Annotated in this window: 14 protein-coding genes and 4 tRNA genes; 9 read left to right on the top strand and 9 right to left on the bottom strand. The window is 55.0% G+C overall.

The genetic code is table 11. From position 1 onward, the window contains the following. Positions 1-256: 256 nt before the first annotated feature. Entirely contained in the window at positions 257-1,228 is a 972-nt protein-coding gene (gene cysK, locus ABR39_RS09190; RefSeq protein WP_014884739.1) for a cysteine synthase A, read from the bottom strand. A 163-nt stretch (positions 1,229-1,391) separates the two neighbouring features. Beyond that, positions 1,392-2,153 carry a sulfate transporter CysZ gene (gene cysZ / locus ABR39_RS09185; RefSeq protein ID WP_047346681.1) on the bottom strand — a complete coding sequence of 254 codons (762 nt, stop codon included), beginning with the start codon at positions 2,151-2,153 and terminating at the stop codon, positions 1,392-1,394. A 230-nt stretch (positions 2,154-2,383) separates the two neighbouring features. Between cysZ and zipA the strand changes: the two genes are divergently transcribed. The 3 genes from zipA (at position 2,384) to ABR39_RS09170 (ending at position 5,669) form a co-directional block, all read left to right on the top strand. Next, positions 2,384-3,367, top strand: a complete 984-nt coding sequence (gene zipA, locus ABR39_RS09180) for a cell division protein ZipA (protein ID WP_047346680.1) — start codon at positions 2,384-2,386, stop codon at positions 3,365-3,367. A 69-nt stretch (positions 3,368-3,436) separates the two neighbouring features. Continuing rightward, entirely contained in the window at positions 3,437-5,452 is a 2,016-nt protein-coding gene (ligA, locus tag ABR39_RS09175) for an NAD-dependent DNA ligase LigA (RefSeq protein ID WP_047346679.1), read from the top strand. A gap of 1 nt (position 5,453) precedes the next feature. After that, a complete protein-coding gene (locus tag ABR39_RS09170) occupies positions 5,454-5,669 on the top strand; it encodes a DUF3820 family protein (RefSeq protein ID WP_003861328.1) in 216 nt (71 codons plus the stop codon). Here the strand turns inward: ABR39_RS09170 and ABR39_RS09165 are convergent. Continuing rightward, positions 5,666-6,661: a bile acid:sodium symporter family protein gene (locus ABR39_RS09165; protein WP_024907615.1), complete on the bottom strand. Its 996-nt coding sequence runs from the start codon at positions 6,659-6,661 to the stop codon at positions 5,666-5,668. The two genes, ABR39_RS09170 and ABR39_RS09165, sit on opposite strands and share 4 nt — an antisense overlap. An 89-nt stretch (positions 6,662-6,750) precedes the next feature. Between ABR39_RS09165 and ABR39_RS09160 the strand changes: the two genes are divergently transcribed. Then, positions 6,751-7,692, top strand: a complete 942-nt coding sequence (locus ABR39_RS09160) for a LysR family transcriptional regulator (RefSeq protein ID WP_047346678.1) — start codon at positions 6,751-6,753, stop codon at positions 7,690-7,692. Here the strand turns inward: ABR39_RS09160 and ABR39_RS09155 are convergent. Then, on the bottom strand, positions 7,683-8,021 hold the full coding sequence (locus ABR39_RS09155; protein WP_047346677.1) for a FlxA-like family protein: 339 nt from the start codon (positions 8,019-8,021) through the stop codon (positions 7,683-7,685). The two genes, ABR39_RS09160 and ABR39_RS09155, sit on opposite strands and share 10 nt — an antisense overlap. Positions 8,022-8,225: 204 nt before the next feature. Between ABR39_RS09155 and xapA the strand changes: the two genes are divergently transcribed. From xapA to ABR39_RS09140, 3 genes are all read left to right on the top strand, one after another. Next, positions 8,226-9,050, top strand: coding sequence for a xanthosine phosphorylase (xapA, locus tag ABR39_RS09150; protein WP_047346676.1), 825 nt, complete (start codon positions 8,226-8,228; stop codon positions 9,048-9,050). Positions 9,051-9,101: 51 nt separating this feature from the next. Continuing rightward, positions 9,102-10,358 carry a nucleoside permease gene (locus ABR39_RS09145; RefSeq protein ID WP_047346675.1) on the top strand — a complete coding sequence of 419 codons (1,257 nt, stop codon included), beginning with the start codon at positions 9,102-9,104 and terminating at the stop codon, positions 10,356-10,358. A gap of 67 nt (positions 10,359-10,425) precedes the next feature. After that, a complete protein-coding gene (locus ABR39_RS09140) occupies positions 10,426-11,310 on the top strand; it encodes a LysR family transcriptional regulator (protein ID WP_047346674.1) in 885 nt (294 codons plus the stop codon). A gap of 43 nt (positions 11,311-11,353) precedes the next feature. Here the strand turns inward: ABR39_RS09140 and ABR39_RS09135 are convergent. From ABR39_RS09135 to ABR39_RS09125, 3 genes are all read right to left on the bottom strand, one after another. Further along, a tRNA-Lys gene (locus tag ABR39_RS09135) sits at positions 11,354-11,429 on the bottom strand. 4 nt (positions 11,430-11,433) lie between these two features. Next, a tRNA-Val gene (locus ABR39_RS09130) sits at positions 11,434-11,509 on the bottom strand. 42 nt (positions 11,510-11,551) lie between these two features. Then, a tRNA-Val gene (locus tag ABR39_RS09125) sits at positions 11,552-11,627 on the bottom strand. A gap of 258 nt (positions 11,628-11,885) precedes the next feature. Between ABR39_RS09125 and gltX the strand changes: the two genes are divergently transcribed. After that, positions 11,886-13,301, top strand: a complete 1,416-nt coding sequence (gltX, locus tag ABR39_RS09120; protein ID WP_047346673.1) for a glutamate--tRNA ligase — start codon at positions 11,886-11,888, stop codon at positions 13,299-13,301. 53 nt (positions 13,302-13,354) lie between these two features. Here the strand turns inward: gltX and ABR39_RS09115 are convergent, their stop codons facing one another. Next, positions 13,355-13,738, bottom strand: a complete 384-nt coding sequence (locus tag ABR39_RS09115; protein ID WP_047346672.1) for a YfeC-like transcriptional regulator — start codon at positions 13,736-13,738, stop codon at positions 13,355-13,357. Position 13,739: 1 nt separating this feature from the next. Continuing rightward, a complete protein-coding gene (locus tag ABR39_RS09110; RefSeq protein WP_047346671.1) occupies positions 13,740-14,102 on the bottom strand; it encodes a YfeC-like transcriptional regulator in 363 nt (120 codons plus the stop codon). Positions 14,103-14,319: 217 nt separating this feature from the next. On the opposite strand from ABR39_RS09110, the gene ABR39_RS09105 reads away from it, so the two are divergent. Next, positions 14,320-14,395, top strand: a tRNA-Ala gene (locus ABR39_RS09105). The last annotated feature ends 171 nt before the right edge of the window (positions 14,396-14,566 follow it).

Below are 14,566 nucleotides of genomic sequence, written 5' to 3'. Positions count from 1 at the left end.
TTTAGCCTGTATTGTTAGCGCTGACGTTTCGATCGTCATTAAACATTATGCAGCGAAAGCAAGACTTGAACCAAATCATAAAATCGATTCAGCAAGGCTATTTCGTTCACTGATTAATTTCACGCATCAAAATAATTGCTGGTTTAAATACCAGACCCAACGGGGTGAAGCAATGCCAGGAGGGGCAAAAGTTTGAAGCAGGCCACAAAAAAGCACCTGAAAAGGTGCTTTTTTACGCGTTATTAACATGCTGGCACTACTGTTGCAGCTCTTTTTCGGTAAACAGATCGGCAAACAGTGCGGTGCTCAAGTAACGCTCACCCGAGGAAGGAAGGATAACCACAATATTCTTATTGGTAAAGGCCTCATCTTCCTGAAGTTTGAGCGCTGCCGCAACGGCCGCACCGGAAGAGATACCCGCCAGAATGCCTTCTTCATCCATCAGGCGACGCGCGGTAGAGATGGCTTCTTCGTTAGTGATGGTAACCACTTTATCGATCAGCTTCAGATCCAGGTTGCCCGGAATGAAGCCCGCGCCAATACCCTGAATTTTGTGCGGGCCTGGTTTGAGCTCTTCGCCCGCCAGTGCCTGGGTGATAACCGGGGAGTCAGTCGGCTCAACGGCAACGGTGATCAGATCTTTTTTACCCTTTGTGCCTTTAATATAGCGCGACACGCCGGTCAGCGTACCGCCGGTACCCACGCCGGAGATAAAGACATCAACCTGACCGTCGGTATCTTCCCAGATTTCCGGACCGGTGGTCTTCTCGTGAATTTCCGGGTTAGCCGGGTTGCTGAACTGCTGCAGCAGCAAATATTTCGCCGGATCGCTGGCCACAATCTCTTCAGCTTTCTGAATGGCACCTTTCATGCCCTTCGCGCCTTCGGTCAGCACCAGATTCGCACCCAGCGCTTTAAGCAGTTTGCGACGCTCGATGCTCATGGTTTCTGGCATGGTCAGCGTCAGCTTGTAGCCGCGTGCGGCAGCTACATAGGCCAGCGCGATACCGGTGTTGCCGCTGGTCGGTTCCACCAGCTCAACGCCAGGCTTCAGTACGCCACGTTTTTCAGCATCCCAAATCATGTTTGCACCGATACGGCATTTTACGCTGAAGCTCGGGTTACGTGATTCGACCTTCGCCAGAATGCGTCCATTACCGATACGGTTCAGTCGAACCAGGGGCGTATGACCGATAGTCAGCGAGTTGTCTTCATAAATCTTACTCATGGCCTGTCCTTAACTGTATGAAATTGGGATACCGACCCAGCATACCTGCTAAGCAGGTAGGGGGAAGTAAGGAATTCGCATATCTATATACTGCAAGGAAATAATGGGGATCAGTATGGAATAAGGGAGAGCATAAGCCCTCCCTCATTTACACAGTTTTGCATTATTTCCATAACGCGTGTTTAGCACGATAGCAGTCCACCCACATCGCCGTCGCACCGCAGACCGCCACGGGCATGATGAACAGATTGAGGAAGGGAATCATCGTGAACAGGCTGGTCAGCGCGCCGAACTGCATATTGGCGACCTTCTGGGTGCGCAGGGCAGTGCGCATCTCTTTAAACGGCACCTTGTGGTTATCGAACGGATAGTCGCAGTACTGGATAGCAAGCATCCAGGCGCTGAACAGGAACCACAGCACTGGCGCCACCGTCTGGCCAATGCCTGGCACGAAGTAAAGAATAAGCAGCACAATCGCCCGGGGCAGGTACCAGGCAAACTTCTGCCATTCGCGCTTCATGATGCGCGGGAGATCTTTCATTATCCCCAGCACGCCCGTGTCCGGTGGCGTTGCGCCGGTAAGCCGTGCTTCCAGCTGTTCCGCCAGCAGGCCGTTAAACGGGGCGGCTATCCAGTTCGCAATCGTTGAGAAGAAGTACCCGAATACCAGCAGAACGGAGATCACCGCTACCGGCCAGAGCAGGTAGTTAAGCCACTGCAGCCAGTCTGGCACGTGGCTCATCAGCGACGGGATCCAGCTCTCCAGCCTGGTGAACAGCCACCAGAACGCGCCGCCCATCAGAATAATGTTGATCAACAGCGGCAGTATGACGAAGCGTCGAATACCCGGCAGGGAGACCAGTTTCCAGCCCTGAGAAAAATACCAGACACCGCTGCGCGGGGGAGAAGAAGATGTTGAAACCATAACCAGGCTGTACTCCTTTTTACACAACCAGTGGAATTGCTCGCCTATATTATCCACTTACGGACCAATGACCAGTTCGGAAATGTTCGAAAAACCAGCAAAAAGCACGATTTCCTTCATCTTTATGCTGTGAATGCTCTGCACACACTTGCACTTGACGTAAACGGCAAATACTCTTAGTGAGTAAATGTTTGCCGTGGTGGCAAGGTGTTAGAACAACAGAGAATATAATGATGCAGGATTTGCGTCTGATATTAATCATTGTTGGCGCGATCGCCATAATCGCTTTACTGGTACATGGTTTCTGGACCAGCCGTAAAGAGCGTTCCTCTATGTTTCGCGATCGCCCACTGAAGCGCATGAAGTCCAGTCGTGACGACGATGACAGTGAAGATGACATCGATGGCAGCGACGACGACGGCGTGGGTGAAGTTCGTGTTCATCGGGTCAATACTGCGCCCGGCGCGGCCCATGGGGAGCATGAAGCCCCCCGTCCTGCGCAGCACCAGTATCAACCGCCGTATGCTTCTGCACAGCCGCGCCAGCACGCGCCGCAGCCCGTAGAAGAGCCGGTGCGCCAGCCGCCGCAACAGCCTGTCCATCAGCAGCCTGCTGCGCCACAGCCGGCTCAACAGCAACCTGCGCCACAGCCGGTGCAACAACAACCTGCACAGCCAGTACAACAACCGCAGCAGCCTGTTCACGTGCAGCCAGCGCCGCAGCCCGCTCCGGCCCCGCACGTTGAGCCTGAGCCCGTTGTCGAGCCTGAACCGGTTGTTGAAAAACCGCAGCGTAAAGAAGCGGTGATCATCATGAACGTGGCCGCGCATCACGGCAGCCATCTTAACGGTGACGTACTGCTGAACAGTATTCAACAGGCAGGCTTCAAGTTTGGCGATATGAATATTTTCCATCGCCACCTGAGCCCTGACGGTAGTGGCCCGGCCTTATTCAGCCTGGCCAACATGGTTAACCCTGGCACCTTCGATCCGGAAATGACCGGTGATTTCGTGACGCCGGGTGTCACTATCTTTATGCAGGTGCCGTCCTACGGCGACGAACTGCAGAACTTTAAGCTGATGCTGCAATCCGCTCAGCACATCGCTGATGAAGTGGGCGGTGTGGTGCTCGACGATCAGCGTCGAATGATGACCCCGCAGAAGCTGCGCGAGTATCAGGACCGCATCCGCGAAGTTAAGGAAGCCAACGCGTAATCGTCGCGTTTACTTCAACTCCTCCTCAACCCCCGCATGTCGGGGGTTTTTTCTCATTGATGGTGCGATATGGACTCAATCGAACAACAACTCACTGAACTGCGAACCACGCTTCGCCATCATGAATATCTCTATCATGTTATGGACGCGCCGGAAGTGCCGGATGCGGAATATGACCGCCTGATGCGCGAACTGCGTGAATTAGAGGCGCAGCACCCTGAGCTTATCACGCCGGATTCTCCCACCCAGCGCGTCGGCGCTGAGCCGCTGGGTGCCTTCAGCCAGGTGCGTCATGAAGTACCGATGCTGTCGCTGGATAACGTCTTCGATGAAGAGAGCTTTCTCGCGTTTAACAAGCGCGTGCAGGATCGCCTGAAAAGCAGCGACGCTCTCATCTGGTGCTGCGAGCTGAAGCTGGACGGCCTGGCGGTCAGTCTTCTGTACGAAAACGGCGTGCTGGTGCGTGCCGCGACGCGAGGCGATGGCACAACGGGTGAAGATATTACGACCAACGTGCGTACCATTCGCGCGATCCCGCTGAAGCTGCAGGGTGACAACATTCCTGCGCGTCTGGAAGTGCGCGGCGAGGTGTTCCTGCCCCAGGCGGGATTCGAGAAAATCAACGACGAGGCGCGCCGCACCGGCGGGAAAGTGTTTGCTAACCCGCGTAATGCGGCAGCAGGCTCTCTGCGCCAGCTTGACCCGCGTATCACCGCGAAGCGACCGCTTACTTTCTTCTGCTACGGCGTGGGTATTCTGGAGGGCGGCGAGCTGCCGGATACTCATCTCGGACGTCTGCTGCAGTTTAAAGCGTGGGGCCTGCCGGTGAGCAACCGCGTTCAGCTCTGTGACTCCCCGGAGGCGGTCCTGGCGTTCTACCACAAGGTGGAAGAGGACCGTCCGACCCTCGGCTTTGATATTGATGGCGTCGTCATCAAGGTGAATTCGCTGGCGCTGCAGGAGCAGCTGGGCTTTGTGGCGCGCGCGCCGCGCTGGGCGGTTGCGTTTAAATTCCCGGCACAGGAGCAGATGACCTTTGTTCGCGACGTGGAGTTCCAGGTGGGACGGACGGGCGCCATTACCCCAGTCGCCCGTCTGGAGCCCGTGCAGGTTGCGGGCGTGCTGGTGAGTAACGCCACGCTGCATAACGCCGATGAAATTGAACGCCTGGGCCTGCGTATCGGTGACAAAGTGGTGATTCGCCGCGCGGGCGATGTTATCCCGCAGGTGGTTAACGTCGTTGAGTCAGAACGTCCTGACGATACGCGCGAGGTCGTCTTCCCGACCCACTGCCCGGTGTGCGGCTCTGACGTTGAGCGTGTTGAAGGTGAAGCGGTAGCACGCTGTACGGGCGGCTTAATCTGTGGTGCTCAGCGTAAAGAGTCGCTGAAGCACTTCGTCTCCCGTCGGGCGATGGACGTTGACGGTATGGGCGACAAGATTATCGATCAGCTGGTTGAGAAGGAATATGTCCACACCCCAGCGGATCTCTTCAGGCTGACGGCAGGTAAACTGACCGGTCTGGATCGCATGGGGCCGAAGTCAGCCCAGAACGTGGTCAATGCGCTGGAAGCCGCAAAAGAAACCACCTTTGCCCGTTTCCTCTATGCGCTGGGGATTCGTGAAGTGGGTGAAGCCACAGCGGCAGGGCTGGCGGCGTACTTCGGCACGCTGGAGGCGCTGGAAAAAGCGAGCATCGACGAGCTGCAGAAAGTGCCGGATGTCGGCATCGTCGTCGCCACGCACGTCTTTAACTTCTTTGCAGAAGAGAGCAACCGCGAAGTTATCGGCAAACTGCTGGAGGTGGGCATCAAATGGCCCGCGCCGGTGGTGGTTAACGCCGAAGAGATCGACAGCCCGTTCGCCGGTAAAACGGTGGTGCTGACCGGCAGCCTGAGCCAGCTTTCACGCGACGATGCGAAAGCGCGTCTGGTGGCGCTGGGGGCAAAAGTGGCGGGCAGCGTGTCGAAGAAAACCGACCTGGTGATTGCCGGGGAAGCCGCCGGTTCGAAGCTGGCGAAAGCCCAGGAGCTCGGCATTGCGGTTATCGACGAAGCGGAAATGATGCGTCTGTTAGGAGAGTAAGGTGGAGAAAGAACAGCTCGTTGAGATCGCCAATACGGAGATGCCGTTCGGTAAATACAAGGGCCGCAGGCTGATCGATTTGCCGGAGGAGTATCTGCTGTGGTTTGCCCGTAAGGATGAATTCCCGGCCGGGCGGCTGGGCGAGCTGATGGCTATCACGCTACTGATCAAAACCGAGGGGCTGACCCAACTGGTACAGCCCCTGAAACGTCCTTAAGCCTTCGCGGCGCGGGTCTCTTCCTGCGCCAGTTTTTCCGTCTGGCGCTTGTAGCGACGCGCCAGCACTGCGCAGACCATCAGCTGGATCTGATGGAAAATCATCAGCGGCAGCACCATCATCCCAATCACTGAGGTCGGGAATAGAATGTTGGCCATCGGGATACCGTTCGCCAGGCTCTTCTTCGAACCGCAGAAGACAATCGTAATTTCATCCGCTTTGTTGAAGCCGCACTTGCGTGCCACAAAGACGTTTACGGCAATCACAATCGCCAGCAGGACGATGCTGACCACCACGATAAACAGCAGTGAACCTGCCCCCACCTTGTGCCAGATCCCGTTCACGACCGCTTCGCTGAAGGCAGAGTAAACCACCAGCAGAATCGAGGTCTGGTCGGTTTTTGAAATCCATTTTTTATGCTTCGCCACAAACGCGCCGGTCCAGGGCCGGGAGAGGTGCCCCAGGACAAACGGCAGCAGCAGCTGCAGGCAGATTTTGCCAACCTGCTCGAGGTTACCTTCCGCACCGTGCATGTTCATCAGCAGGCCTACCAGCAGCGGTGAGACGAAAATCCCTAACAGGCTGGACGCTGACGCTGAACAAACCGCCGCCGCGACGTTACCCCCCGCCAGCGAGGTAAACGCAATGGCGGACTGAACGGTCGCGGGCAGAATGCACAGATAGAGGAAACCCGTATAAAGCGCTGGATCGACGTTTACCGGTGCCCACCAGGCAAACAGCACGCCGAGTATCGGGAACAGAATGAAGGTGCTGCACATCACCCACAGGTGCAGTCGCCAGTGACCCCCGCCTGCAATGATCGCTTCACGGGAAAGTTTGGCGCCATGCATAAAGAACAGCAACGCGATGGCCGCCGTGGTGAGTCCTTCAAAGAACGGGACAAAACCGCCGCGTGCGGGGAAGAAGGAGGCCAGTAAAACGGTGACCACCAGGGTAAGCGTAAACGGATCAAGGATACGAAATAGTTTCATAATGACTCCTGAAATCAGATGTTGCTATTGTGCTTTTTTCCATTTGAGAAATAAAATTGATTTATTGCATCCATTCATGAATTAAACAGATGAATTATTCACTACGCCAGCTTCGCGTTTTTGTTACCGTCGCCCATGCCCGCAGCTTTAGTCGGGCAGGGGATATCATCGGCCTTAGCCAGTCTGCGGTGAGCCACAGCGTGAAAGAGCTGGAGAATCAGACGGGCGTGAAATTGCTGGACAGAACGACGCGAGAAGTTGTGCTCACCGAGGCAGGGCAACAGCTGGCGCAGCGTCTGGAGCGGCTGCTGGACGAACTGAACAGTACGCTCAGAGACGTGGGAAGGCTTGGGCAGCAGCTTTCGGGCACCGTGCGGGTGGCGGCCAGCCAGACCATTTCCGCGCACCTTATCCCACAGTGCATTGCCGAGGGTAACCACCGCTATCCGGATATCGATTTTGTGCTGCACGACAGGCCACAGCAGTGGGTACTGGAAAGCATCCGTCAGGGGGATGTGGATTTTGGTATTGTGATCGACCCCGGCCAGGTGAACGATCTGGAGTGGGAGATCGTGCTTTCAGAGCCGTTTTTACTGCTCTGCCGGGATGACGATCCGCTGGCAATGCAGCCTCACGTTCACTGGCAGTCGTTGAAAGGGGCGAACCTGGTTTTACAGGATTATGCCTCGGGCAGTCGTCCGCTGATTGATTCCGCGCTGGTGAATCAGGGCGTAAAGGCAACAATCGTGCAGGAGATTGGTCATCCGGCGACGCTGTTTCCCATGGTGGAAGCCGGAATCGGGATCAGCGTGTTGCCCGCCCTCGCGCTTCCCCTGCCGCAGGGAAGCCGGCTGGCCGTCAAGCGATTAACGCCCGTTGTTGAGCGAAAACTGATGCTGGTCCGGCGAAAAAACCGTTCACTCTCGGGGGCGGCGCAGGCTATCTGGGAAGTGGTGCGTATCCAGGCACAACGATTAACCGAGGCCCGCATACGCGACCCACTGTTTAACGCGTCAGACGATCAGATGTAGATATCAATCTGATTATTGTCTGACGGGCTATTTACACCTTCCACTTTGCCCAGCTTTTGATCCTGCTTCTTCTGGGCCTCTTCGGCCTGCTGGCGCTGCAGTGCGGCGAGCTGCGCCTGCAGCACTTTGATCTGGGTCTGAATAAGTTCCTGCTGCTTCTTCTTCTCATCGGTGCTGACGGGACTGTTTGCCAGTTCTTTTAACTGCTGAGTTAGCTTTTTGATCTTGTCGAGAATGCGGGTGATTTGCGCAGAGATATCGTTACTGCTCGAAGTTCCACTCGCGCCGCTGGTTTGAATAGGTTGGGTTGAAGCCTGAATGGTCGTCATACTTTTTCCTCGCGTTATAAAACAGAGGTATCGGCATCAACGGGATTAGCTTGAGCAAAACTGCCATATCTGGCAGGAAGTTGCATTGATACACAATCAGTATTGATGGTGCGGTGAAAGTGTATTGGAGGTGACCTGCAGGCTCCGGATATAAGACAAAGGTCATGCGATCCCTATCGCGATCTTAATCTTCAAGGAGCCTCTATGACCCTCTCGAATAACCCGTGGTACTGCGCCGACATCATCCGCGCCGCTAAACCGAACTTCACGCCTCGCGTGGCGTTTATTCTTGGGTCCGGCCTTGGCGCGCTCGCCGACCAGATTGTTGACGCCGTTTCCCTGAGCTATGAAAAGCTGCCGGGCTTCCCGGTGAGCACCGTCCATGGTCATGCCGGTGAGCTGGTGCTGGGGCATCTTGCCGGGGTGCCTGTCGCCTGCATGAAGGGCCGCGGGCATTTCTACGAGGGCCGCGGGATGACCGTCATGACCGATGCGATCCGCACCTTTAAGCTGCTGGGGTGTGAACTGCTGTTTAGCACCAATGCTGCGGGTTCATTGCGCCCGGATGTTCAGCCAGGCAGTCTGGTTGCCCTGAGCGACCATATCAACACCATGCCGGGCACGCCGATGGTGGGGATGAACGACGAACGCTTTGGTGACCGTTTCTTCTCGCTGGCCAATGCCTACGACGCGGATTACCGTGCCATTCTGCAAACCGTGGCGACGAAAGCGGGATTCCCGCTGCATGAAGGGGTGTTTGTCTCTTATCCGGGCCCTAACTTCGAGACCGCGGCAGAAATCCGCATGATGCAAATTATCGGCGGGGATGTGGTGGGGATGTCCGTTGTGCCGGAAGTGATTTCCGCGCGTCACTGCGGCCTGAAGGTTGTGGCCGTTTCTGCGATTACCAATCTCGCGGAGGGGCTGGGCGATGTAAAACTTTCGCATGAACAAACCCTCGCTGCCGCTGAGCTTTCCCGCCAGAACTTCATCAATCTTATCTGCGGTTTTCTTCGCCATATTGCCTGAGTAAAACAATAAAGTGGCCCGCGAGGGCCACGCTGCTATAAGGAATGGGTTATGAACATCACGACTCGCTTAAAGATAATGTCCTTTATGCAATATTTTATCTGGGGGAGTTGGCTGGTTACCCTCGGCGCCTACATGATAAACACTCTCCATTTTACCGGGTCCGACGTGGGCATGGTGTACAGCTCCAAGGGGCTTGCCGCAATCGTTATGCCTTCGCTGGTGGGGATAATTGCCGACAAGTGGCTGCGGGCCGACCGGGCCTATGTGATTTGCCATCTCGTCTGCGCCGTCGCGCTCTGCTATGCCGCACAGGTCAATGAGCCCGGGCTGATGTTCTGGGTCATGCTGGTGAATGCGATGGCCTTCATGCCCACGATTGCGTTGTCGAATACGATTTCCTATTCCTGTCTTGAACAGGCGGGGCTGGAGACGGTGAGCCATTTTCCGCGAGTGCGGGTGTATGGCACCGTGGGGTTTATTGCGGCTATGTGGGCTATAAGCCTGATGGGGGCGGAGTTGAGCAACGTGCAGCTCTATGCTGCGGCTGCCGCATCGCTGCTGCTGGCGCTCTATTCCCTGACGCTACCGGCTATTCCGGTGGTGAAAACGAAAACGTCTCAGTCGCTGGCAAATAAGCTTGGGCTGAATGCGTTTATCCTGTTTAAACAGCCCCGCATGGCCGTGTTCTTTTTATTCGCGATGCTGCTGGGGGCCGTGTTGCAGATTACCAACACGTTCGGCAGCCCTTTCCTGCATGATTTTGCGCGTAATCCGGCGTATGCAGAGAGCTTTATTGTCAAATACCCGTCCATCCTGCTCTCCGTTTCGCAAATGTCAGAAGTGTTCTTCATTCTGACCATTCCGTACTTCCTCGGACGTTTTGGTATTAAAACCGTCATGCTGATGAGCATGGTGGCCTGGATGCTCCGGTTTGGACTGTTCGCGTTTGGCGATCCGTCCGCAACGGGCTTTGTGCTGCTCATGCTCTCAATGATTGTCTACGGCTGCGCGTTCGACTTCTTCAATATTTCAGGCTCGGTATTTGTTGAACAGGAGGTCAGCGCCGATATCCGCGCCAGCGCGCAGGGGTTGTTTATGACGACCGTTAACGGTATCGGGGCGTATTTCGGTTCGGTACTGAGCGGCGTTGCGGTCGATTATTTTTCGGTGGACGGGGTGAAGGACTGGCAGACGATCTGGCTGGTGTTTGCGGCCTATGCGCTGGCGCTCGCGGTGGTGTTTTATTTCAGCTTTACCTACCGGCACGCCAGTAAAAACAGCGAGATGCGCACAGTTGCGCACTAAATTTTTCCTCTTGACGATGAAAGGCTTTAAGGTAGGCGCTTAAGTGTTATCCCCAGGATATGTTTTGATGGAACGCGTCTATCGGACCGATCTCAAGCTGCTGCGCTATTTTCTGGCCGTGGCGGAGGAGCTGCATTTTGGACGGGCTGCGGCCCGTCTCAATATGTCTCAACCGCCGTTAAGCCTGCATATTAAAGAGCTGGAAAGTCAGCTGGGCACGTTGCTGTTTATTCGCCACTCGCGAAGCGTCGCGTTGACGCATGCCGGTAAGGTGCTGATGGAAGAGTCACGCCGGCTGCTTGCCAGCGCAAACCAGGCTCTGGCTCGCGTCGAGCAAATCGGCCGGGGGGAAGCAGGGCGCATTGAGCTGGGCATTGTCGGCACGGCCATGTGGAGCGAAGTGCGCACGGTGATGCGCACTTTCCTGAAAGAGCATCCTAACGTTGATGTCGTTTTTCGCGAAAAATCGCCGGTCATGCAGATGGCGCTGCTTGAGCGTCGGGAGCTGGACGTTGGCATCTGGCGAATGGCAACCGACCCTACCGCGGGGTTTACCAGTGTACGGTTGCGTGAGGCGGCTTTTCTGGTGGCGATGCCGGAAGATCACCGGCTGGTCAGAGAACCTTCCATTGCGCTCGCAGAGTTGCAGGACGAGTATTTTGTCACGATGCCGTCGGCCCATTCTGACTGGGCATTTTTACATCGCGTCTGCCAGCAGGCCGGGTTTTCGCCGATGATTGTGCGCGAAGCCGTTGAACCGCAAACGGTGCTGGCGATGATCAGCATGGGGATGGGGATTACGCTCGCCGCAGACAGCTACGCGCAAATGCAGTGGCCCGGCGTGGTGTTCCGCCCGCTGAAAGAGCGTATACCGGCTGATTTGTATGTGGTGTATGACGAGAAGCAGTCGACACCTGCGGTGAACACGTTGATTGCAACGTTGACGATGTAAATTGCAGATAGCAAAAAAACGCCTTTAGGGCGCTTTTTTACATTGGTGGGTCGTGCAGGATTCGAACCTGCGACCAATTGATTAAAAGTCAACTGCTCTACCAACTGAGCTAACGACCCGAAATGGTGGGCGATGACGGGCTCGAACCGCCGACCCCCTCCGTGTAAAGGAGATGCTCTACCAACTGAGCTAATCGCCCAATCTCAATTCTTATCTACACTGCGAGTCTACGTGAAGTAGATGGTGGGTGATGACGGGCTCGAACCGCCGACCCCCTCCGTGTAAAGGAGATGCTCTACCAACTGAGCTAATCACCCCCGCTGTGTGGAGTCGCATTATAGGGAGAGTTGAAAATGAGTCAACGCATTTTCTAAAGTTTTTATTCGTTCGTCGTAAAATTAAACAAAACGATCGCGAAACGGGCTATGGCGCATGATTTCTAAACAAAAATCGCAAACCTGGTCACGATAAAGGGATCAACATTGAGGATTCCCCCCACAGTGATAGAATATTGCCCATCGTTTTTCCCCCAGGATTTGCCGATTGCCGGCATCTTTATAACGTAAGGCCATTTCATGAAAATCAAAACTCGCTTCGCGCCGAGCCCGACAGGCTATCTGCACGTCGGTGGTGCACGTACCGCCCTCTATTCCTGGCTGTTTGCACGCCACAACAAAGGTGAGTTCGTGCTGCGTATTGAAGACACCGATCTTGAGCGCTCCACGCCGGAAGCAATTGAAGCCATTATGGATGGGATGAACTGGCTGAATCTGGAATGGGACGAAGGCCCGTATTTCCAGACCAAACGCTTTGACCGCTATAACGCCGTCATTGATGAGATGCTGGTCGCAGGCACGGCGTATAAATGCTACTGCTCCAAAGAGCGTCTGGATGCGCTGCGTGAAGAGCAGATGGCAAACGGTGAAAAGCCGCGTTATGACGGCCGTTGCCGCCACGACCACAGCGAGCATGCTGCTGATGAACCTTGCGTGGTGCGTTTTGCTAACCCGCAAGAGGGCTCTGTGATCTTTGACGACCAGATCCGTGGCCCGATCGAGTTCAGCAACCAGGAGCTGGATGACCTGATCATCCGCCGCACCGACGGTTCCCCAACGTATAACTTCTGCGTCGTGGTTGACGACTGGGATATGGAAATTACCCACGTTGTCCGTGGTGAAGACCATATCAACAACACCCCGCGCCAGATCAACATCCTGAAAGCGCTGAATGCGCCTGTTCCGGTCTACGCGCACGTTTCGATGATCAACGGCGACGACGGCAAGAAACTGTCTAAACGTCACGGTGCGGTAAGCGTTATGCAGTACCGCGATGACGGTTATCTGCCGGAAGCGCTGCTGAACTACCTGGTGCGTCTGGGCTGGGCCCACGGCGACCAGGAGATCTTCAGCCGCGAAGAGATGATCGAACTGTTCTCTCTGAGCTCAGTGAGCAAATCAGCGAGCGCGTTTAATACCGACAAGCTCCTGTGGCTGAACCACCATTACATCAATACCATGCAGCCAGAATATGTGGCGACGTACCTGCAGTGGCACATCGAGCAGGCAAATATTGATACCCGCACCGGCCCTGAGCTGGCGGAGCTGGTGAAACTGCTCGGCGAGCGCTGCAAAACGCTGAAAGAGATTGCTGAAAGCTGCCGCTATTTCTATGAAGAGTTTGATGAGTTCGACGCGGACGCCGCGAAGAAACACCTGCGTCCGGTTGCGCGTCAGCCGTTGGAAGTGGTGCGTGACAAGCTTGCTGCACTTACCGAGTGGACCGCTGAGAATGTGCATCACGCCATTCAGGCGACGGCAGACGAGCTGGAAGTTGGCATGGGTAAAGTTGGTATGCCGCTGCGCGTTGCGGTGACCGGTGCGGGGCAGTCCCCGGCGCTGGATGTGACGGTTCATGCCATCGGCAAGTCACGCAGCGTGGCGCGCATTAACAAGGCGCTGGACTTTATTGCTGAACGCGAAAATCAGCAGTAATTAAGTGCTGGATAAGAAGAACGGCAGGGTTACCTGCCGTTTTTTTATGGGTATCATTCAGTAATATCCAGGCGCGTAAGAAAGCCGCGTATCCCTTCGCGTTTCAAAAAGGCTTCCAGACGCTTCTGCTCTGGCTGAGTCATACTTTCCAGGGTCTCAATAATGCCCGGACGCAGGCTTGTAGACGGTTCGCTGTAGGAAGAGGTGACTTCAGCGAGATGGTAAACCGCCTGACGGTTTCGGATCGCCGGGAGGCTCATAATATGTTCCTTCACGCGCGCATCAACATGGATCAGCCGCGCTCGACCGCCCTTGACGCCGTTGAGCCCTTCGGTTTTCCAACCCTGCTGGCGTATCCAGCGATTAACCGTTTGTCTGGCAACGCCCAAACTTTCCGCCAGCTCTTCCGTGGTCATTTTGCTACGTAATCTTCTCATATCAGTTTTGATCGCGAATCCCTAAACGTTGCAATAATCCGGTAATCCCTTCCCGCAGCAACAGCGATGTCATCTGCTTCTGCTCTTCCGGCGTCATTTCATTGGCCAGCGTCAGGAGTAGGGTGTGAAGCGAGCCTTCATGGCTGGTGCCTGCAGGCAGTTCAGACGTTTCCGTTGCACGACGTGCGCTGCGGATAAAGTCACGCACTTTTTCGTTCACATGCACCAGCCGCGCTTTCCCGCCCTGGACTCCTGGTTTTGGCGATGTAATCCAACCCTCTTTGCGTACCCATTTATTGATGGTCTGGCGGCTATAGCCAGTGAGCAGGGCTAACTCTTCTGGCGTCATTCGTTCCTTGATCATGCAATTTCCTGAATATTTGTGGGGTTAATTAACGGCTCATTTTATAGCACCGTTTTAGCTGAAAACGTGACAGGCTTAACTTATGACTGCGAGAAGGCTCGCAAAGTGATTCATTTGCATGATTTTTCGGCGATTGAACCGCAGCCGTTGATTTTGCCGTTGACACTCCGCAGCGGAATTCATATTATGCCGCCCGTCAACATGACAGCTTTACGATGGGGCTATAGCTCAGCTGGGAGAGCGCTTGCATGGCATGCAAGAGGTCAGCGGTTCGATCCCGCTTAGCTCCACCAAAATTGTAAACCCTCGTCGAAAGACGAGGGTTTTTTTTATCTGTTTGTAACACCCGTCCCCATATTTTGTTATCAAAAGAAAGTATTCCTGTACCTCACCTCAATCGAAATCAATAAAGCAGTCTATAAATAGACTTGAACTTGATTCGCGCAATTAATAAACATATTATC

The sequence above is a fragment of the Enterobacter genomosp. O genome, assembly GCF_001022965.1.
Lineage (GTDB): Bacteria > Pseudomonadota > Gammaproteobacteria > Enterobacterales > Enterobacteriaceae > Enterobacter > Enterobacter cloacae_L.
This window is presented reverse-complemented; position numbering and strand designations above follow the sequence as displayed.